General features: G+C 66.0%; 11 protein-coding genes. 3 read left to right on the top strand and 8 right to left on the bottom strand.

Going from position 1 to position 20,545, the window contains the following annotated elements; genetic code table 11:
• Positions 1–14: 14 nt before the first annotated feature.
• The 4 genes from VI08_RS03545 to VI08_RS03530 form a co-directional block, all read right to left on the bottom strand.
• Complete coding sequence (locus tag VI08_RS03545) at positions 15–860, bottom strand: DUF1481 domain-containing protein (protein WP_045828171.1); 846 nt, start codon at positions 858–860, stop codon at positions 15–17.
• Positions 861–1,130: 270 nt separating this feature from the next.
• On the bottom strand, positions 1,131–4,163 hold the full coding sequence (locus VI08_RS03540; RefSeq protein ID WP_045828170.1) for a TonB-dependent receptor: 3,033 nt from the start codon (positions 4,161–4,163) through the stop codon (positions 1,131–1,133).
• A gap of 468 nt (positions 4,164–4,631) precedes the next feature.
• Positions 4,632–7,643, bottom strand: coding sequence for a TonB-dependent receptor (locus VI08_RS03535; protein WP_045828169.1), 3,012 nt, complete (start codon positions 7,641–7,643; stop codon positions 4,632–4,634).
• A gap of 548 nt (positions 7,644–8,191) precedes the next feature.
• Positions 8,192–11,242 (bottom strand): TonB-dependent receptor, encoded by a 3,051-nt coding sequence (locus tag VI08_RS03530; RefSeq protein ID WP_052697671.1) that lies wholly within the window; start codon positions 11,240–11,242, stop codon positions 8,192–8,194.
• A 669-nt stretch (positions 11,243–11,911) separates the two neighbouring features.
• Between VI08_RS03530 and VI08_RS03525 the strand changes: the two genes are divergently transcribed.
• On the top strand, positions 11,912–12,397 hold the full coding sequence (locus tag VI08_RS03525) for a helix-turn-helix domain-containing protein (protein WP_052697670.1): 486 nt from the start codon (positions 11,912–11,914) through the stop codon (positions 12,395–12,397).
• Between the two features lie 60 nt (positions 12,398–12,457).
• Here VI08_RS03525 and glyS read toward each other — a convergent pair whose 3' ends face one another.
• Both glyS and glyQ read right to left on the bottom strand, forming a co-directional pair.
• Complete coding sequence (gene glyS, locus VI08_RS03520) at positions 12,458–14,602, bottom strand: glycine--tRNA ligase subunit beta (RefSeq protein WP_045828168.1); 2,145 nt, start codon at positions 14,600–14,602, stop codon at positions 12,458–12,460.
• On the bottom strand, positions 14,592–15,506 hold the full coding sequence (gene glyQ, locus VI08_RS03515) for a glycine--tRNA ligase subunit alpha (protein WP_045828167.1): 915 nt from the start codon (positions 15,504–15,506) through the stop codon (positions 14,592–14,594). The genes glyS and glyQ overlap by 11 nt, the downstream gene beginning before the upstream one ends.
• Positions 15,507–15,571: 65 nt before the next feature.
• On the opposite strand from glyQ, the gene VI08_RS03510 reads away from it, so the two are divergent.
• The gene (locus VI08_RS03510) at positions 15,572–17,386 is read left to right on the top strand and encodes a GspE/PulE family protein (RefSeq protein WP_045828166.1); all 1,815 of its coding nucleotides are present in this window, start codon (positions 15,572–15,574) and stop codon (positions 17,384–17,386) included.
• A complete protein-coding gene (locus VI08_RS03505; protein WP_045828165.1) occupies positions 17,383–18,120 on the top strand; it encodes a glutamine amidotransferase in 738 nt (245 codons plus the stop codon). Before VI08_RS03510 ends, VI08_RS03505 begins: the two co-directional genes overlap by 4 nt.
• On the opposite strand, the gene VI08_RS03500 is transcribed toward VI08_RS03505, so the two are convergent.
• Both VI08_RS03500 and VI08_RS03495 read right to left on the bottom strand, forming a co-directional pair.
• Positions 18,109–18,792: a rhomboid family intramembrane serine protease gene (locus VI08_RS03500; RefSeq protein WP_045828164.1), complete on the bottom strand. Its 684-nt coding sequence runs from the start codon at positions 18,790–18,792 to the stop codon at positions 18,109–18,111. The genes VI08_RS03505 and VI08_RS03500 overlap by 12 nt on opposite strands.
• 2 nt (positions 18,793–18,794) lie before the next feature.
• Positions 18,795–20,393, bottom strand: a complete 1,599-nt coding sequence (locus VI08_RS03495; protein WP_045828163.1) for an ExeA family protein — start codon at positions 20,391–20,393, stop codon at positions 18,795–18,797.
• Positions 20,394–20,545 lie beyond the last annotated feature (152 nt).

The raw sequence follows: 20,545 nt of genomic DNA, 5'->3' as shown, positions 1-20,545 counted from the left end.
TGGCAGGGCGAGGCTTACTTCTTGCCGCCAGCCTTCGAGTACATGGCTTCGGCCTGGCTCTTCAGGTTGTTGGCGTCGGCGTCGCTCAGGTCTTCGACCTTGCTGCCCGCCTGGTTCTGCTTCAGCACCAGCTCGCCGGCATCGTTCCAGCCCGCGCGCTGCGTGGAGGTGGGCTTGCCATCCTTGCTCGGCTTCTTCTCCTGCACGATGACCCACGGCTTGCCATTCTTGTAGGCGTAGTTCGTGGAGGTAAAGCCCTTGTCGCCGTAATCGACCAGCTCGATGATGAACTGGACATCGTTGCCCTTCTTGAAGATCTGCCAGCCGCGCGATTCACCTTCCTTCAGCGCGGTGCCCTGGGTCATCTTCATGCCGCCAATGTTCTTCTTGACGCTTTCGTAGCCGGCCAGCTCCTTCTCGCCCGGGGTGGCTTCACCCACGAGCTGGATGTTGGCGACGTTCTTGGCGCCCTTGGTCAGCACCGGCGCCTTGAGCGGCGCGGTGTAGTGGCGGTCGCCGTCCTGCAGCGAGGCCTCGACGATGTACATGTCGTTCGGGTTCACGTCCGACTGGTTGAAGTCGAGCTGGAACTGCTGCGGCAGCGTGACCGGCGCGAACGACTTGGTGGCGAGCGGCTGGGCACCCTCGGCCGTGACGTCGAGCAGCTTCAGCTCGAGCTTGGCATCCGGCGAGAGCTGGGCGCCGGCATCACGCAGGGTGACGGTACCCGTGACGTTGTTGGCGGGAGCGGCGTTCTCGCCACCAGCGGCGGCCTGCTGGCCGTTGTTGTCCGAACCACCACCACAGCCGGCAAGGGCCAGGGCGGATACGGATGCGAGCGACAAGAGAATCCTGCGCATGGTCGAGCCTCATGTGAAACGGAAAGTGGTCGGGGTCGCGGAAGATACGCAAGCGCATGGCCCGCAAGGACTTCCGGGGGGAACCATGGAGCATACCGGCAAAAACGGCCGTGGAAAAGTCAAGCGGGCGTAGAAACTGGCGACCGGATTCGTGCGCCGCGTCGCAGATTGCCCGGGTATGCCGCCAAAAAGTTTAAATGACTGATTCGGCATAAAAAAAACGCCGCCCCGAGGGGCGGCGTTTTTTGTTTCTCAAGCAACCTTCGACGATTAGAAGTCGTAGGTGGCCGTTAGGCGAGCGTAGCGCGGAGTCTGGAAGTAGATACCCGCGTTGTACGTGTTCGACACGGTGAAGCGGTCGTCTTCGTACGTCGCGTCGGTCGACAGCGGCTTCTGCTCGTTGGTGACGTTGAACACCTGCACGCCGAAGGCGAGCTTGTGGTCAGCGAAGGCGGGACGGTACTCGACGGCGAGGTCGAGCTGCTTGACCCACGGCTGGCGCTGGTCGCCCGGGGCGTACAGCGAACCGGCGCACGAGTGGTACGAGGAGCCGTAATCGATCGGATCGTCTTCACCCGGGCCGAAGTAGCCAAGGCAGGACTTCGGCGCACCCGAGGTGAGGCGGATGCTACCCGAGAACATCCACTCCGGGGTCAGCTGGTAGTAACCGTAAGCCTTGAACTGGTGCTTGCGGTCGTTGGCCAGCAGGCCGTTGCTGTGGACCATGAGTTCGGCGGCGTCCCAATCCTGGGTCTTCGACACGTCGTTCTGGCCGATATCCGACTTGACCTGACCTTCCGTGTTGCCGTAGCTCTTCGAGAAGGTGTAGTCGACGTGGGCAAACCACTTGCCATCGAACGGATGCTCGAGATAGAGGTCCATAGCGTAGTACTTACGCTTGGCACCCTGGCTGAAGCCCCAGTCTTCGCGGCTCATCTTCACTTCGGTGCGGCCGTTGCCGTCCACGTTGGCGAAGCTGAACGTGTTGCTCTTGCCGGGGTTGAAGATGACGCAGCCCGGGACATCGACGGAATCGGGGTCGATACCCTGCGACGCCAGCTTGTCGCCGACCTTGCCCGGATCGCACACGTCATCGATGGCAGCCTGCAGGCGGCGCACCGTGAACTTGGCGCCGGTGACCCAGTCGGAGCCCAGGGTCTTGTCGAAGCCGAGGATGGCCTCGTCCTGGTACTGCGAATCGAGGTCGCGCGCGGTGACCGACTTGGCGTCGTTGATCTGGCCGTACTCACCGTTGCTGGACACCGGGCCCGGGCCGAGCGCGGCGAGGCCCGTCGGGGTGCCGTTCTCGGTGATGCCGGTGTAGGTGAAGTATTCGCGGGTGAAGGTCGACGACGACGCGCCACGGATGGCCACGCTGTTCGGCAGCGCGAGGTAGTAGCGGCCGAGGCTGCCGAAGACCTTGAAGCTGGAATCGCCGAAGACGTCCCACGCGGTGTTCAGGCGCGGCGCCCACTGGTTGCCCGAGTTGACGTAGCTGGAACCGGCGTTGTTGAAGTTCTTGAAGCGGTCGTTGCGGACACCCAGGCTGATGAACAGCTTGTCGTTGACCTGCCACTTGTCTTCGATGAAGTAAGCCTTCTGGTCCACCGACATGCTGGTGGTGGTCTGGAAGATGTACTTCTGCACGTAGTAGCCGCGGCCACCCGGTGCGCCAACGCCCAGATTCGTCGAGATCGGCGTGGTGATCGCGTCACCCGTGGCGTGGCTGTAGATCCAGAGGTAACCCGGGCCCGTGGTGGCGGCGCCTTCGTTGTGGCCGCTGAACTTCATGTTGTCCATGCCGCCGGTGAGGCGGTGGTCGCCCACCTGCCATTCGAGGTCGGCGCGCAGGCCGTGGGTCTTGCTGTTGGCGTCCGGCGCGTTCTGCTGCGTGGTCACCGTGTTGCCGGCGCGGAAGTCGTCGCCGACGATCAGCGGATCCTGGTTGGTGCGGCCGGAGATGTAAGCATCGCCGCCGTTGCCCGGGTTGCGCAGGATGTCGTCGGTGCGGCTCCTGCCGTACGTGGCCGAGAACGTCAGGTCATCGGTGATGTAGCTGGTGTACTTCGCGATGGCGTACTTGCTGGCGATCTTCGTGGTGTCCGCAAAGGAACCGTTGAAGCCACCGTGCGTACGGGTGTCGTAGTCATAGTCGTACAGCTTGCCGCTTTCCTCGTCGACCGAGCGGATGCCGGTCAGTTCGAGGATGTTGCTGTCGTTGATGTTCCAATCCAGCTTGGCGTAGTACTTCGGCAGGTTGTACTCGTAGTGGTTGGTCGCCGGCACCGTCGTGACGGTGTTGGTCGACGTGCCCTCGGACTTCTCCGTCTCGGCCGCCACGAACATGTACAGCTTGTCCTTGATCAGCGGGCCGCCGGCGTAGCCGCTAACGGTGCGGGTCCACTGCGTGTCGCCTTCGCGGCTACGGTAGAGCGTGCCCGGGAGGTCGGTATTGCTGTACGAGTAGCCAGCCGGCAGGTCGCCGCTGGGGAAGTACTGGTTGCCGCGCGAGGCGCGGGCGAACTTCGGCTCCCACAGCATCTGCGCACCGAAGTGCCACTCGTTGGTGCCACGCTTGCCGACCTGCGAGATAACACCACCATCGGAGCGGCCGTACATGGCGCTGTAGCCGCCCGTGAAGACTTCCTGCTGGTCGATGGCGCCGTACGGCAAGCTGACGCCGCCGAGGTTACGCAGCGGATCGGACGTGTTGAAACCGTTGATGTAGTACGCGTTCTCGGTGACGCCCGCGCCGCCGAAGGACACGGTGCGGCCAAAGGCGCCGTTGCCGGTGACGGCACCCGGGGCGAGCAGCGCGATGGCTTCGGCGTTGCGGCCGAGCGGCAGGCGCGCCAGCTGTTCCGAGGTGACAACGGTGCGCGAGTCAGCCGACGAGACGTCGATGGGCGGCAGCGAGTTGGCCGTGACCGTGACCTGGTCAAGGGCCTGCGCATTGGTGGCCGTGGCGACGCCGCCGAACGAGACTTCGGAGCCCTGGCCCACGGTGAGGCTCACGTTCTTGCGCGTGTCGACCACCGAGCCGTTCTGCACGATGTTGACGGTGTAGCTGCCCAGCGGCAGGTTACCGATGCGGTAACGGCCATCCTGGCCGACCGGAACCTCACGGCTGACGCCGTTGGAGCCAGCCACCTGGATGGTGGCGCCAGGCGTGGCCTGGCCGAAGATCGAGCCCGTGGTGGCCTGGGCGAGGACGGCGCCGGTGCCGCCCATGCCGATGGCCAGCGCGAGGGCAAGCGCGGAGTGACGCAGGACGGACGCCTGGCGGGTACGACGAGAACTCATGTGCAAATCTCCCCAGATCGGCCCATTGGGCCTGAAAGCAAACAAATCCGACCAAGGGCCGGAAAATAAAGGGCGGCCTTGGGGTGCATGATCGTGGGGTTTGCTTACCGGTACCGCCAACTCCTCCCAGAGTGGTGGCGCCTCCCCCTTGAGACCTGCTCCCGACAAGTCCGACGACGGGTTCGGGGAAGGTGCGCCGCACGCGCGGGGCGCCACCCGGAACTCGTCGAAGCCGAATCTAGGCGTAGCCCGGCGCCCCTGTCAACAAATTATTTACACCCATATATCAGTTGCCAAACTTGTGCACGGCGGCGTGGCGACGACCATATGGCATCAAAATATTACGATTTTCAGCTACTTATAAAAAAATAGCCCCGGCACGGGCCGGGGCAACCTGGGGAGTGCATCCTTCGGCGTGGCCGTCACCGGAGGGAGCCGGGCGGCCACTTGTTGTAGTACGTGGCGGGTTTAGAGCGAGAAGTCGTAGCGGACAGTGAAGCGCGCGCTACGCGGCACCGAGAAACTCAACGGACGTCCATACGTCGGGCTCAGCGTGCCATCGGCGGTCTGGTAGGTTTCGTCGATGTTCTGCTCGCGCTGCTGGTTGAACACGTTGAACACGTCGACCTTCAGCGACAGGTTGTTGTCGAAGAACGCCGGGCGGTATTCCGCGTTCAGCGCCAGCTGGTACGTCCACGGCAGGCGGCCACGCGAACCACGCGGGGCTTCGCCATCGCAGTAGAAGTACGACGAGCCGTACTGGTACACGTCCGGGTCGCGCACGCCCAGGCAGTTCTTCGGGCGGCCCGAGAGCGCCGACAGGTTCGCACCAAACAACCACTCAGGCGTCGCCTGCCAGAAACCGTACGCCTTGAACTGGTGGCGACGATCGCTGGGCAGCGGGCCGTTGGAACCGATCATCAGTTCGGGGAAATCCCAATCCTGCGTCACCGACGGATCGAGCTGGCCGATATCGGATTTCAGCAGGCCCTCGGAGTTACCGTAGCTGTGCGACCACACGTACTCGGCACGGCCATAGAACTGGTTGTTGAACTGGTGTTCGACGTACATGTTCAACGCGAGGTACTTGCGTTTCAGATCCGGGAAGCCCAGGTCCTTCTTGGTGAGGTTGATGTCCTCGTACACGCCATCGTTGTTGAGGTCGATGGTGAAGCGGTTGCCCTTGCCCGGGTTGAACAGCAGGCAGCCCGGGATGGCGGCGTCGGGGCTGATCTCGACGCCGTTCTTCTCGGCCCACGCCTCGATCGGGCGCGTATCGCACATGTCGTCAATGATGCTCTTCAGCTTGCGGTACGTGGCCTTCGCGCCCACGGTCCAGTCGCTGCCGAGCTGCTTGTCGAAGCCGAGGATGTATTCATCCTGGTAGTACGCGCTGAGGTTCTTGGCCGAGAGCGTCTTCGGATCGGGCGCGGTGCCATCGGCGCCGTTGGCGTAGTGGATGTCGGAGATGGGCGTCGGGTTCACCGGCGCGTTGGTGGTCGGGTCCACGCCCGTGTAGGTGAAGTACTGGCGCTCGAACAGCTGCGGGCCGGCGCCGCGGATGGCCACGTTTGACGGGATGGCGAGGTGGTAGCGGCCGGCGTTGGCGTAGACCTTGAGCGTGCTGTCGCCGAACACATCCCACGTGATGCCCAGGCGAGGGGCGAGCTGGTGGCGCTGCTTCACGAACACCTGGCCATCGGTGTTGAAGTTCTTGAACTGTTCGTTGCGCAGGCCGATGTAGGCCAGCCAGTTCTGCGTGATCTGCCAGTGGTCTTCGATGAACTGCGCTTCCTGCTCCACCTTGACGTTACCGGCGGCGCGGAAGATCTGCCGGCGCGCGATCTCGGTGGCACCCGGCGGGATGGCCAGTTCGGGGAAGCCCGAGATGGTGCCCGATGCCGGCGGGTTGCTGTACGTCCACAAGGCGCCGCCCTGCACGGCAAGGCCGCCGTAGGATTCGGCCGTCTGGTTATCGATACCCGCGCGCAGGTCGTGGTCGCCCAGCGTGTACTGGATATCGAAGCGGTAGTTCTTGACCTTGTCCTGTGCACCCGGGGCGATGAGGTTGCCCTGCACCGGGGCGCAGCTGACGCGCTTGAGCGCGGCCGGCACGTTGCGGTTATCGACGATGTTCGGGCAGGTGACGCCCGCGGCACCGGAGACGTCGTCGACGTGCTTGGTGAGGCTGTGGCCGTACAGTGCGTCGATGGTGAGCGAGTCGGTGATGTAACCGGTGTACTTACCGATGTACGTGATGCCGCCCGGCGTGGAGTTCGCCGTGCCGATGTTCTTCTGGTGCTCGGAGCCCAGCAGGCGCGTGCGCGAGTTCGTCGCGTAGTTATACGAGTAGATCTTCGTATCGTTGAGGTTCGTGTCGCCGATGCCGGTCAACTCGAGGATGTTGCTGTCGGTGATGTTCCAGTCGACCTTGGCCACCCAGTGGTTGGCCTTGAGCGGGCCATCGAACGCCGTCTGGGTCAGCACGTTGGTGACGCCCTCGGACTTGTCCTGGCGCACCACGTCGGCAGCGGCGTACACGAACAGCTTGTCCTTGATCAGCGGGCCGCTGAAGTACAGGCCGTAGAGCAGGTCGGTGGTCTTGTTGCCCTCGCGGTACTGGTAGATGGTGCCGTCGGTGACGCTACCGGAGGTGCGCGGGTAATAGATGTTGCGCGGGTTCGCTTTCAGCGAGCGCGGGGCCCACTGCACCTGCGCACCGGCCTTCCAGGTGTTGCCGCCGCGCTTGGTGGTGAGGTTGACCACGCCGCCGGTGGAGCGGCCGTATTCGGCGCCGTAGCCGCCGGTGAGGATCTGCTGCTGGTCGATGGCATCGAACGGCAGGGTGGCGAAGCCCAGGCCGGTCAGCGGGTTGGTGACCGCGAAACCGTTGATGTAGTACTGGTTCTCGGCAGCGGACGCGCCACCGAACGAGATGACGCCGCCGTAGCGCGAGTCACCGGAAACGACGCCCGGCGCCAGCAGCGCGGCGGCGTTGACGTTGGACGCGACCGGGATGCGCTGCAGCTGTTCGGCGGTAAGCACGGTACGCGAGTCGACCGACGACACGTCGATGGCCGGCAGCGCGGTGCCCACGACCTGCACGCCCTCGAGGCTGGTGGCATTGGCCGAGGTGGCTGCCACGGCAACGAACGAGACATCGGTACCCGTACCGATGTTCACCTGCGCATCGCGGGACTCGACGGTGGTGCCGTTGCGCTCGAGCGTCACCTTGTACTTGCCGACGGGCAGCGAGGTGGCGCGGTAGCGGCCATCGGCCGGCAGCGGCACGTCGCGGGTAAGGCCCGTATCCTGGTTGACGATGTGCACGACCGCCCCGTCGGCGTTATCGGCGTGGCCGAAGATGACGCCGGATGCGTTGGACTGCGCGTACACACCACCCGCGGCCAGGCTAGCGCCCAGTGCCACGGCGAGGGCGGTCCGGCGGTGCTGCCGGAAACCGTACTTCTGAACCTTCATGGATGTCTCCCCAAAGATGGAATGGGCACCCCCTCGGGTGCCCGCAATAAAACGGGCGCACTTCACCGCCCGGCCCTGGCAAGGGCCGGTGTTTGCTGGCTTTTTTCTAAGGCGGCGGATACAGCGAACCGCGGCGCGACCCGAAAGGCCGGCCTGCAACTGCGCTGCGAATTCCCCCGTTTTCCCCTGGGCGGCATACCCCCGTTAACGATGCCGCACGGCTCTTGTATATCGCAGGAAAATACGATTCAGCAACGGAGAAAAAACTCAAATTTCACCTGATATCGCAATTACTTACGCGACAACATCCGTAGGCCAAAAGCCACTTTCTACGCAAAATCAGTGGCATGTGCCTTCTCTTCCGCTCGGAGCTGCCTCAGGCCTGTCTTCACGCCTACGAAACATTCCTAGTTGGCGTACGTTCTTGCGACATAAAAAAAGCCCCGGCGCGAGGCCGGGGCTATCCAGGGAGTACATCGTCAAGTCGTGGCCGTCACGGTTGGGAGCCCGGCGGCCACTTTGTCGTGGTCGATCAGCCCATGGCGGGCTTAGAAGTCGTAACGGGCGGTCAGGCGGACGGTGCGCGGATCCTGGAAGCTGATCGGGCGGCCGTACGAGTTGATGACGCCGGCGTCGTAGGTCGACTCGTGGGTTTCGTTGATGCTCTGCACCTTCTGGCTGTTGAGGACGTTCAGCACATCGACCTGGAACAACAGCTTGTTGTCCGCGAACGCCGGGCGGTAGCCCACGTTCAGGTCGAGGCGGTAGGTCCACGGCAGGCGGCCCTGCGAACCGCGCGGCGTGCGCACCGTGTTGGCACCGGTGACGCCCTGGCCGCTGAAGTCGCAGTAGAAGAACGACGAGTTGTAACCCGAGGCATAGTCGTTCGAATCCGGGTACAGGCCGATGCAGTTCTTCGGGCGGCCCGAGGCCACGGTGGTGGTGGCGCCGAACGACCATTCCGGGGTCAGCTGGTAGTAGCCGTACGCCTTGAGGTAGTGGCGGCGATCGTTCGGCAGGTTGCCGTTGGTGTTCTCCATGATCTCCGGGTAATCCCACGACTGCGTCGCGGACACATCGGACTGGCCGATGTCGGAGAGCACGGGGCCTTCGGTGTTGCCGAAGCTGTGCGACAGCGTGTAATCCACGCGGCCGAACCACTTGCCGTCGAACGGATGCTCCATGAACAGGTCGAGTGCCAGGTACTTACGCTCGGGCTTCGGGTAGCCCAGGTCCTTCGCGCTCAGGTGCACCTGCTCCGGGGTGCCGTCGCCATCGACGTCCCAGCTCCACGTACCGCCGCGGCCCGGGTTGAACAGGGCGCACGTGAACAGGAAGTTGAACTCCTTGCCGTTGCGCTCGGCCCAGTCGGCGATCGGGCGGTCGTCGCAGAAGTCGTCGATGATGTTGCGCAGGCGGCGGTAGGTCACCTTCGCACCCCAGTCGAACGCCGGCGTCAGCTGGTGCTGCATGCCGAGGATGTACTCATCCTGGAACTGCGGCTTCAGCGTTTCCGACGCCACGCCCTTCGGATCCTTCGGCTGGCCCAGCTCGTTGTTCGTCGAGTAAGGGGCGCCGAGCGAGGTCAGGCCCGTGGGCGCGCCGTTGGCCGGGTTGATGCCGGTGTAGGTGAAGTACTGGTTGGTGTAGAGCGACGCCGAAGCGCCGCGGATGGCGACGTTGTTCGGCAGCGGCTGGTGGTAGCGGCCGGCGTTGGCATACACCTTCAGCGACGAATCGCCGTAGACGTCCCACGACGCGCCGAGGCGCGGTGCCAGCTGGTGGCGCTGCTTGACGTAGGCCTCGCCGTCGCCGTTGTAGTTCGAGAACTGCTCGTTACGCAGGCCGAGGGAGACCATCACGTTATCGGTCGCCTGCCAGTTGTCTTCGATGTACTGCGCGGCCTGCTTCACCTGCACCGACGCGAACGTGTTGAACACGCGGCGGCGCACGTAGTAGCCCTGCGTGCCGTAGCCACCGCCCGACGCGGGCGCGGCCTGGCCGTACACGGTGCTGATCGGGCTGTTGGGGCGCGACGAGCGGCCGTACAGCCAGTATTCGCCACCGGCGTAGCCGTTGCTGCCCGAGGTGGATTCGAGGTTCTGCTTGTCGATACCACCACGCAGGCTGTGGTCGCCCAGGCGGTACTCGAGGTCGAGGCGCCAGCCGTGGGTCTTGTCTTCGGCACCCGGCACCGACTTCACGTAAGCGGAGTAGTTGGGATTGAACGGCAGGCCGGCGGGCGTCGACGTCGTCGCGCTGCGCAGCACCTGCGGGTTGGCACCGTTGGAACCCGACGGCGTCACCGTATGCACCTGGTCGCTGCGGCCGTAGAGGGCGGTAAGCGTCAGGTTATCGGTGATGTAGCCGGTGTACTTGCCGATGTAGACCTCGCCGCCGTCCTTGGTGCGGGCGGCATCGTTCTTGGTGGAACCGTGCGTGGACGACGGGTAGTCGTACGAGTAATCGCTGTATTCGCGCTTGGTCTTGTCCGACAGGCCGGTGAGTTCGACGATGTTGTTGTCGGTGATGTTCCAGTCGGCCTTGGCGAGCCAGCGCGGGGTATCGAAGCGGTACTGGTCGTACGCCGTGCCCTTGGAGGCTTCGACGCTGGCGACGGTGCTGCCTTCCTGGCGGGTGGTTTCGCCGGTCACGTAGAAGAACAGCTTGTCCTTGATCAGCGGGCCGCTGGCGTAGACCGAGGCGGTTTCGCGCCAGGACGTGTTGTCCTCGCGGCGCTGGTAAAGCGTGCCGTCTTCCGGGTTGCCGGTGTTGCCGTAGTGGTTGTTCTTCGGGCTGCCCTTCAGGCTGCGCGGCTCCCAGCGCAGTTCGGCGCCGGCCTTCCACTGGTTGGTACCGCGCTTGGTCACGATGTTGATGACGCCGCCGGTGGCGCGGCCGAATTCCGCACCGTAGCCGCCGGTGAGCACCTGCTCCTGTTCGATCGCGTCGAACGGCAGGGCGGAGAAGCCGATCTGGGTCAGCGGGTTCGTCACCGCGTAGCCGTTGATGTAGTAGGCGTTGTCCGAGACCGCCGAACCGCCGAAGCTGGGCACGTTGCCGTAGCGCGAGTCGCCGGCCACGGCGCCCGGGGTCAGCAGGGCCACGGCCGTGATGTCGCGCGGCACCGGGATGCGCTGCAGCTGCTCGGCCGTGAACACGGTGCGCGAGTCGGTGGAGCTGACGTCGATGCTCGGCAGCGCCGCGGCGTTCACCGAAATGCCTTCGAGGTTGCTGGCGTTGGCCGACGACGCGGTGGCAGCTGCGCCCAGGGCGACTTCGGTACCCGAGCCGATGGCCAGTTGCACGTTGTCGCGGCTATCCACGGTCGCGCCACCCTGCACCAGGCTGACCTTGTAGCGGCCGACCGGCAGCGACGAGGCGCGGTAGCGGCCGTCCTTGTCAGCGGTGACCTCGCGGCGCAGGCCCGTATCGGGGCTCTCGACCACGATCGTGGCGTTCGGCGTCGTCGTGCCGAAGATGGTGCCGGTGGCGTTGGACTGCGCGTGGGCGCCGCCCGCGGCGAGGCTCATGCCGAGCGCAAGCGCCAGCGTGGAACGACGCAGCACGCGGTTGCCGTAAAACGAAGCGTTAGTCACTAGTAACTCCCCTGAGCCGCTAAAGCGGCCAAAAAAAGACAACAGTTACCCGCACGATCGCAGCCGATCGTGGGCAGTTGCAGTTAATTCAAGGTCTGACACCCGCGCCCGGCAGCGCACCCGGCGCTAACCGGGTGTCGTTACGTTCGGCAGGAATCCCCCTTCCCCCTCGTCGCCGCCTGCTGGCGTCGCACGCCCCTTGTATACGGAATTCACACGACTGTAACAAGCATGAAAAGACCTAGGAATTTACGTGTCGAAGCAATTACTTACGTCGCACCAACTTGGGCTTTTGAGGTCTTTCTCAAGCCAAAACCGTGACTTAGGTAATGACCATTTCCGGCAAACGGCAAAGGGCCGCGAAATCGGATAGGAAAAATTCCTAGGTTCCGCACGCTTTTGCGGCACACTAACGGGCGACCTACGAAACTTCTCAAACGAAAGCCCGTCGAAGGTATTTCCGTGTACACCGTAGTCAGGCTCGCGCGTTGTTGCGCAAAGACGCCGGGGGGCGGCTACCACCCAATAAAGAAGAGGTTCCAAGGCATGAACGACAATTCGAGGGGTTCCTTCCGCGCCGAGGCGATCGGGGGCGGCTTCGAAACTGGGCGCGCTGGAAGTGATGTACCGGCGTCCTCGTTCGCGAGCCGGGTTCGCCAGGTGATCAAGATGAATGGCAGTGTCAGCGACATTGCCCGGCGCTGTGGCTTCTCCGAGGGCGTGGTGCGCAGCTGGCGCGATGGCAATACCGACCCCTCGCGGGGCCGCTGCGTCACCATGGCGCGGACGCTGGGTATTTCGCTGGTGTGGCTGGCGGCGGGCGAAGGCCCGATGGTGCTGGACACCACCACCGAGGATTCGGTCGGCCGCACCGAGACATCCGAATCGATGCGCCGCCGCGACGACCACCACGACGTGCAGGCCGCGCCCGCGCCGCTTGATCCGTCGCGCCTGGCCGCCGCCATGAAGCTGCTGCAGTCGGATATCGAAATGGCCGGCAGCAAGTTCTCGCCGGTGCGCCACGCCGACCTGGTGGCCGAGATGTACGCCATCCTGGGCCGCTCGGGCGAGCAGGACTACGCCGACCGCGTCATTGCGTTTCGCCGCACGGTGATGTCGCGCATCGGCGACGAACCGGGCACGGTCGCCGCCTGATCAAAAGAAAGCCCGGCCAGGTTCCCCCGCCGGGCTTCTTTTTGACGCCACGCCGCCTGGTTACAGGCGGCTTATATCGGCGATGGCGCCGAACGCGGCTTTCAGCTGCGCCAGCAGCGCCAGGCGGTTGAAGCGCACGGCCGGGTTGTCGGCGTTCACCAGCACGTCGTCGAAGAAGCGATCGACCGGCGCCTGGAGCACCGCCAGGCGCGCCAGCGTGCCCGTGTAATCGGCCTTGGCCAGCAGTTCGCGCGTATCCACGCGAGCCGCCTCGAGCGCCGCGTGCAGCTCGCGCTCGGCATCGAACTCGAAATGGGCCGGATCGACCTGTGCCGGGATGGCTGCGGCGTTCGGTTCTTCGGCCTGCTTGCGCAGGATGTTGGCGACGCGCTTGTTGGCGGCGGCAAGGCTGGCGGCCTCATTGCGGCGGGCGAACTCGCCCACGGCGCGCAGGCGGCGATCGAAGTCGGGCAGCGTGGCGGGCGATACCGCCAGCACCGCTTCGAACTGGTCGATGCTGAAGCCCTGCTCCGTGTAGTAGCCGCGCAGGCGCTCGAGCACGAACGCGTGCACTTCATCGCCCAGCTCGCGGCGGCGCGCACCGATGTCCACGGCCGGCGCCTTGCCATCCTTGCCCGGCTTCACCCCGGCCACGAACGCCGCCTCGGGGATCATCTCGAACGCTTCGGCCAGCGTGGCGCGCAGGTCGATGTCGAGCCCGCCTTCGATGAGGGTACGGGCCAGGCCCAGGGCGGCGCGGCGCAGCGCGAACGGATCCTTGTTGCCGCTGGGCTTCATGCCCACGGCGAAGATGCCCGCCAGCGTGTCGAGGCGCTCGGCCACGGCCAGCACCTGGCCCACCTTGCCGGCGGCGATGGCGTCGCCACCGAAGCGCGGCTGGTAGAAGCTGTCGAGCGCCTCGGCCACGTCGGCATCGATGCCCTGGCGCGTGGCGTAGTAACGGCCCATGACGCCCTGCAGCTCGGGGAACTCGCCCACCATGCGGGTGAGCAGGTCGCACTTGGCCAGCGCCGCGGCATGGGTAGCCTTGCCGGCATCGACGCCGACGCGGTTGGCGATGATGCGGGCCAGCTCGGCCACGCGCACCGTCTTGTCCCACAGGCTGCCCAGCGACTGCTGGTAGGTGACCGACTTGAGCAGTTCCTGGTGATCGGCCAGCGGCGCCTTGAGGTCCTCATCCCAGAAGAACTTGGCGTCGGCGAAACGCGGGCGGATGACGCGCTCGTAACCCTTGCGGATCTCGGCCACGTCGCGGCTCTCGACGTTGGCGACGCCGATGAAGTGCTCGGTAAGCTGGCCGTCGGCGCCGAACACCGGCACGAACTTCTGGTTCGTTTCCATGGTGGTGACGAGCGCCTCGGGCGGCACGTCGAGGAACGCGCGCTCGAACGTGCAGGCCACGCCCACGGGCCATTCGGTGAGGTTGGCGATCTCGTTGAGCAGGCCGTCGGCAAGGCGCGGCGTGCCGCCCGTGGCCACGCGGGCCACCTCGGCGCGGACGCGCTCGCGGCGCTCGGCCGGGTCGGCCATGACGAAGGCCTTGCGCAGCGTTTCGAGCCACGCATCGGCGCTGGGCACGTCGATGGCATCGGGGTGGTGGAAGCGATGGCCCAGGCTCTGGCGGCCGGCCTTGAGGCCGAGCACCTCGGCATCGACCACGTCGGCGCCGTGCAGCATGAGCAGCTTGTGCGCCGGGCGCACGAAGGCGTCCTCGCGCGAGCCCCAGCGCATGGCCTTGGGGATGGGCAGGCCCTTCAGGGATTCGACGACCACCTCTTGCAGCAGCGCGGCCGTGGGCTGGCCCGGCTTGGTGGCACGGAACACGAACCACGCGCCCTTGTCGGTCTCGAGCTTCTCCAGGGCAGCGACCTCGACGCCGCACGACTGGGCGAAGCCCACCAGCGCCTTCGACGGCTCGCCATCGGCGCCGATGCTGGCGTTGACGGCCGGGCCGCGGCGCTCGACGTTCTGCTCGGGCTGCGCCGTGGCCACGGCGGGGATGTACACGGCGAGGCGGCGCGGCGAGGCGTAGGCCTTCGCGGCGGCGTAATCGCCCTCGACGCCGCGTTTCTCCAGGCCCTCGACCACGCCGCGCGCGAACGCGGCGGCCAGGTCGTCCAGGGCCTTGGGCGGCAGCTCTTCGGTGCCGAGCTCGATGACGAGCGGCAGGCGGTTACTGGCCATGGACGGCCTCCTTGTCGTTCTTAAGGCCAGGGAAGCCGAGTTTCTCGCGCTGCGCGACGTAGGCCTCGGCCACGGCGCGGGCCAGGGTACGGACACGCAGGATGTAGCGCTGGCGCTCGGTGACGCTGATGGCGCGGCGGGCATCGAGCAGGTTGAAGGCGTGGCTGGCCTTGCACACCTGCTCGTAGGCGGGCAGCGGCAGGCCCGCGGCGATGAGCTTGCCGGCCTCGGCCTCGCAGGTATCGAACGTGTGGAAGAGTTCGGGCACGTTGGCGTGCTCGAAGTTGTAGGTGCTCTGCTCCACCTCGTTCTGCAGGAACACATCGCCGTAGGTGACGACGCCGTGCGGCGCGTGCGTCCACACGATGTCGTAGACGCTGTCGACGTTCTGCAGGTACATGACCAGGCGCTCGAGGCCGTAGGTGATCTCACCGGTGACGGGACGGCACTCCAGGCCGCCGGCCTGCTGGAAGTACGTGAACTGGGTGACCTCCATGCCGTTCAGCCAGACCTCCCAACCGAGGCCCCACGCGCCGAGCGTGGGCGATTCCCAGTTGTCCTCGACGAAGCGCAGGTCGTGCACGAGCGGATCGATGCCCAGCGCCTTCAGCGAGCCCACGTAGAGCTCGAGGATGTTGTCGGGGTTGGGCTTCAGCACCACCTGGTACTGGTAGTAGTGCTGCAGGCGGTTGGGGTTCTGCCCGTAGCGGCCGTCGGTGGGGCGGCGGCACGGCTGCACATAAGCGGCAGCCCAGGGTTCCGGGCCCAGCGAGCGGAGGAACGTGGCCGGGTGGAACGTACCGGCGCCAACCTCGGTATCGAGCGGCTGCATGAGCACGCAGCCCTGCGCCGCCCAGTAGCGGTTGAGGGTCTGGATCACGTCTTGGAAGGTAGGCGCGGACATGGTTCCCGGGTCCTGGAGAAAGCGGGATAGTATAGCGGCGTAGCTTATTTACAGGGTTGGAGCACATGGCAGTCAATCCGCAACACGCCGCCGTGCTGGGCCGTCGCGGCAAGCTCGAACTGGAGGACGTGCTGGCCTCCCTCGTGGTGGACGGCATCCTCGCGGGCGACGACGCCAAGCGGGTCCGTGGCAGCTCGCGCAGCGGCAAAAGCGCCGTGGAGCTGCACCCGCTGGTGCTCATCGCCAACAGCAAGGTCGAGAACCGCACCTCGGGCCGCCCGCTCACGCTCGAGGGCCTGGTCGAGTGGCTGGCGGCCAAGGCGCAGCTGCCCTACCTGAAGGTCGACCCGATGAAGGTCAACGTGGCCCAGGTGACCCAGGTGGTGAGCAACGCCTACGCGCAGCGCCATCGCATCTTGCCCGTGGCGGTGACGCCCGGCGAGGTCACCTTCGCCACGGCGGAGCCCTTCGATGCGGCGTGGGCGCAGGATCTCGCCCACATGCTGCGCAAGGATATCCGCCGCGTCGTCGCTAGCCCCATCGACATCAACCGCTACCTGCTCGAGTTCTACGGCGTGCAGCGGTCGATCCAGCTGGCGCAGGATGCCAAGGGCCAGGATGCTTCCTCGAAGATCATCAACTTCGAGCAGTTGCTGGAGCTGGGCAAGGGCGGCGAGCTGGGCGCCGACGATCGCCATGTCGTGCACATCGTCGACTGGCTGCTGCAGTACGCGTTCGAGCAGCGCGCGTCCGATATCCACCTCGAGCCACGCCGCGAGGCGGGGCAGATGCGTTTCCGCATCGATGGCGTCATGCAGAAGGTGTTCGAGTTGCCGCCGCCGGTCATGACCGCGGTCACCTCGCGCATCAAGATCCTGTCGCGCATGGATGTCGCCGAAAAGCGCCGGCCGCAGGATGGCCGCATCAAGACCCGCTCGGCGGGCGGCCGCGAAGTGGAGCTGCGTATCTCCACCATGCCCACGGCCTTTGGCGAGAAGGTGGTGATGCGTATCTTCGACCCCGACCTGGTGATGAAGGATTTCAGCCAGCTCGGTTTCGCGCCGGACGAGGACCGCATCTGGCGCGGCATGGTGGAACGGCCGCACGGCATCGTGCTGGTTACCGGCCCCACCGGTTCGGGCAAGACCACCACGCTGTATTCCACGCTGAAGCACCTGGCCCGCCCCGAACTCAACGTGTGCACGGTGGAAGACCCGATCGAAATGGTGTCGCCCGACCTGAACCAGATGCAGGTGCAGCCGGCGATCGACCTCGATTTCGCCGCCGGCGTGCGCACGCTGCTGCGCCAGGACCCCGACATCATCATGGTGGGCGAGGTGCGCGACCTGGAAACCGCGCAGATGGCGGTGCAGGCCTCGCTCACGGGCCACATGGTGCTCTCCACCCTGCATACCAACGACTCGCCCAGCGCCGTGACCCGCCTGCTCGACCTCGGCGTGCCGCACTACCTCATCCAGTCCACGCTGGCGGGCGTGGTGGCACAGCGCCTCGTGCGCACGCTGTGCCCGCACTGCAAGGAGCCCGCCACGCAGGATCCCGACGAGTGGCGCGTGCTCACCCATGGCTGGGATATCCCGCTGCCTGCCCAGGTGTTCGCGCCGGTGGGGTGCCTCGAGTGCCGCAAGACCGGCTTCCTCGGCCGCACCGGCGTCTATGAAATGATGCCGATCTCGCCGCGCCTGCGCGCGCAGATCACGGCCCAGCTCGACCTGGCGAAGTTCAGTGACGTGGCGCTGCGCGAGGGCATGAAGCCGCTGCGCATTTCCGCCGCGGCACAGGTCGCCGCGGGGCTCACCACGGTGCGCGAGGTGTTGAACGTGCTGCCGCCATCCGATATCGACGACGATGTGAGCCCATGAAGCCCGTCCTCATTGTCCGCACCGGCCGCGCGCCGGATGTCATCAGCGAGCGCCATGGCGATTTCCCCCGCTGGTTCCAGCTCGGCCTGCGCCTGCGCACGCCGCGGTTGCGCGTGGTCGACGTGGAGCGCGGCGATACGCTCCCCGACCCCGACGATATCTCGGGCGCCATCCTCACCGGCTCGGCGTCGATGGTCACCGAGCGCCTGGCCTGGAGCGAGCGCACCGCGGGGTGGATCCGCGACGCGATGGATGCCGAGCTACCGATGCTGGGCGTGTGCTACGGCCACCAGCTCATGTCGCACGCGCTGGGCGGCCGCGTCGATTACCTGCCGGGCGGGCGCGAAATGGGCACGTTGCCGCTGACGCTGCATGGCCACGCGGCGTCCGATGCGCTGGGCGCGTCGCTGCCGCGCACCTTCCATGCGCACACCACCCACGAGCAGAGCGTGCTCGAGCTGCCACGCGGCGCGGTGTCGCTGGCCAGTTCCGCCCGCGACCCGCACCACCTCGTCCGCTACGGCAAGCACGCAGTAAGCACGCAGTTCCACCCGGAGTTCTCGGCGGAGGTGATGCGCGCCTATATCCGCCGCAAGCACGAGGTGCTGGCCAGCGAAGGCACGCCGCCGGCGGACATGCTCGCCGCGGTGGTGGCGACGCCCCATGCGACCGGCCTGCTGCGTACCTTCGTACACCGCCACCTGGGCGCGGCGCTGGCGCCGTCAGCCGCGTAGGCGGCGGGCTATCGCCCCGCGCGAGAACAGGGCGAACACGATGCCGAACAGGAACCCGCCGATGTGGGTCCACCACACGACCGCGCCATAGCTCGCCCCCGCGTAGCTGAAAAGCAACTGCACGAGGGCCCAGATGCCGATGAGCACGAAGGCCGGCACGCGCACGAATTCCAGGTACACGCCCAGGGGCACCACCAGGCCCAGGCGTGCGCGCGGGAACAGGGTGACGTAGGCACCGACGACCGCCGAGACGGCGCCGCTGCAACCGATGATGGCCACGCGGGCACCGGTCAGCGAGATCGCACCGATGAGGTTCGCGACGATGCCGCCGAGGAGGAACAGCAGCAGGAAGCGTGGTGAGCCCAGGCTCCGCTCCGCCGGCAGGCTGAAGATGACGAGGAAGAGCAGGTTGCTGAGCAGGTGCAGCCAGCCGCCATGGATGAACATGGCCGTGAACAGGCGCAGTAGCGCCGGGTCGCTCACCTGCTGCCACAACGGCAGCCCCGTGCCGAACAGGTGCGCGGGGACAGTACCCCAGTGCAGCATGATGGCCATGCGCTCGGTGCGGCCGGCCAGCGCCAGGCCGACGAAACTCACGACGCACACCACGACGATGAGCATGGTGGCCCAGGCCAGCCGTGACCGTCGCCGCGTGTCGACGTGGACGAACATGGTCAGGGCACGCCGCGGGCCAGGTGCGGGCCATCCGGCTCGAGCGAGGAGAGGGCGAACATCGTTTCCGGGCCCACGACCCCGTCGGCCGCGATGCCGAACTTCTGCTGCACGTTGCGCACCCGCGTCTCCATCCCGGCATCGAAGGTGATGGCGCCCGTGGGCTTGATGCCGGGCGGCGCGAGATGGGACGCCAGCCATGCCATGCCCTGCCCGCTATCGCCCCGCGCGAGCTTGTTGGGCATGTCGGGTTCGACGCGGAAGACGGCGTAGAACCGCCCGTTCCATGCACGATCGAAGGCGTCACGGGTGAGTTCGACGTACTTGTTGCCCAGGTAGAGGCGCACGGCCTCGTCACCCGCACCGACGAGGAGCACTTGCTGCTTCGCATGGGTGTCGTCGAGCTCGAGCACCAGGGGGCGATCGAAGCGGCGCAACTGGTCAAGCGTGCCGCGGCCGCTGACGCACGCAAACCCGGGGAAGATGATGGCGTCGCAGTTGATGGCGTTCGCCACCGAGGTTTCCTTCGAGGTGACCTGCCAGCGGGCCAGCAGCTCGCCCCAGACGCGTACCTGGCCGACGTCGGCCGCCGGCAGGGCATCCTGCAGTTTGGCGAGCGCCTGCTCCGGCGTGACGGTGACGAAGCTCTTGGGCCGTGACGGGCTATGCCCGGTGAATACCCATATGCCAAAGCCACCGACGAAGATCACCGCCGCGACCGTACCGACGGCAAGAATGGCCTTGCGGTAGCGGCGCAGCCAGTAGCGCGCATGCTGCGGGAGCACTTCCCGCGCGACGAAGCCGAGCGCGCGTTCGCCGATGTTTTGCTCGCCCCGCTCCGCCGCGCGCTCGAGCGCGCGGTGGGCCAGTGCGTTGAGGCGCTTTGGGTTGCCCTTGCCGTCGTCGCGGAGCGAGCGCAGGCCGAGCCGGCTGAAGGGCATTTGCGTGGTGCCGGCGACGTGCAGGCGGTGGCGCACGTAGCGCTCGCTCTCGTCGGCATTGAGCGGGTTCAGGGGCAGGCGGCTACGGATGTGACCACCGAGGGCCGGGCCACCGTGGCCGCCCAGCCGCTCGCGTAGCACCGGCAGGCCCGCCAGTACGATATGGAACGGTGCCTTGGCTTTCTCGCACGCCACGTAGAGCCGCTCGATGAGCGCGAGATCGCCATCACCAAGTTCTTCCGCATCGTCGAGGATGAGCAGGAAGCGATGGTTGACGTGGTGGGCCAGGCGGCCCAGCCCATTGGCGAGATTGTCGACCAGATGCTGCTCGGTGTTGGCCTCCGCGCTGAGCGGCAGCGGCAAGCCAAAGCCGGCGTACATGGAGCGCAACCAGGCGATGGTCTCGAGGGCGTAATCGCCGTCGGCATGACGCACGGCGCGGACACCGTGCTGCGGGGCATCGGCCTCGACAAGCATGCACAGCATGGTCTTGCCGACGCCGGCCTCGCCAGTCACCAGGGTGACACTGTGGTCGCTGGCGCCGAGCTCATATTCGACATGCGCGAGTATCTCGCGCTCACGCGCGAACAGGCACGCGAAACGCGGATCCGGTGCTTCGCCAAAGGGCGGCTCACGCAGGCCGAAGGTCTGTAGGTACATGCGTGTAGATTAGCCGATGTGCGCGGGCGCTGTGGGAGGCCAGGCAATCGCGCGCAAGCGCGCTCCCACAGTGGGTAGGGGAATTTTGGGCAAAAGAAAACCCGGTCTCTTTCGAGACCGGGTTTCCAGGTATAAGGCCCCTGGCGGTGACC

The organism is Luteibacter yeojuensis, from assembly GCF_000964085.1.
GTDB lineage: Bacteria > Pseudomonadota > Gammaproteobacteria > Xanthomonadales > Rhodanobacteraceae > Luteibacter > Luteibacter yeojuensis_A.
This window is presented reverse-complemented; position numbering and strand designations above follow the sequence as displayed.

Bases quoted from the DNA above. Each gene is read 5' to 3' on its own strand.
- VI08_RS03545 (WP_045828171.1), bottom strand. From the start codon at position 860: ATGCGCAGGATTCTCTTGTCGCTCGCATCCGTATCCGCCCTGGCCCTT.
- VI08_RS03540 (WP_045828170.1), bottom strand. From the start codon at position 4,163: ATGAGTTCTCGTCGTACCCGCCAGGCGTCCGTCCTGCGTCACTCCGCG.
- VI08_RS03535 (WP_045828169.1), bottom strand. From the start codon at position 7,643: ATGAAGGTTCAGAAGTACGGTTTCCGGCAGCACCGCCGGACCGCCCTC.
- VI08_RS03525 (WP_052697670.1), top strand. From the start codon at position 11,912: ATGAATGGCAGTGTCAGCGACATTGCCCGGCGCTGTGGCTTCTCCGAG.
- glyS (WP_045828168.1), bottom strand. From the start codon at position 14,602: ATGGCCAGTAACCGCCTGCCGCTCGTCATCGAGCTCGGCACCGAAGAG.
- glyQ (WP_045828167.1), bottom strand. From the start codon at position 15,506: ATGTCCGCGCCTACCTTCCAAGACGTGATCCAGACCCTCAACCGCTAC.
- VI08_RS03510 (WP_045828166.1), top strand. From the start codon at position 15,572: ATGGCAGTCAATCCGCAACACGCCGCCGTGCTGGGCCGTCGCGGCAAG.
- VI08_RS03505 (WP_045828165.1), top strand. From the start codon at position 17,383: ATGAAGCCCGTCCTCATTGTCCGCACCGGCCGCGCGCCGGATGTCATC.
- VI08_RS03500 (WP_045828164.1), bottom strand. From the start codon at position 18,792: ATGTTCGTCCACGTCGACACGCGGCGACGGTCACGGCTGGCCTGGGCC.
- VI08_RS03495 (WP_045828163.1), bottom strand. From the start codon at position 20,393: ATGTACCTACAGACCTTCGGCCTGCGTGAGCCGCCCTTTGGCGAAGCA.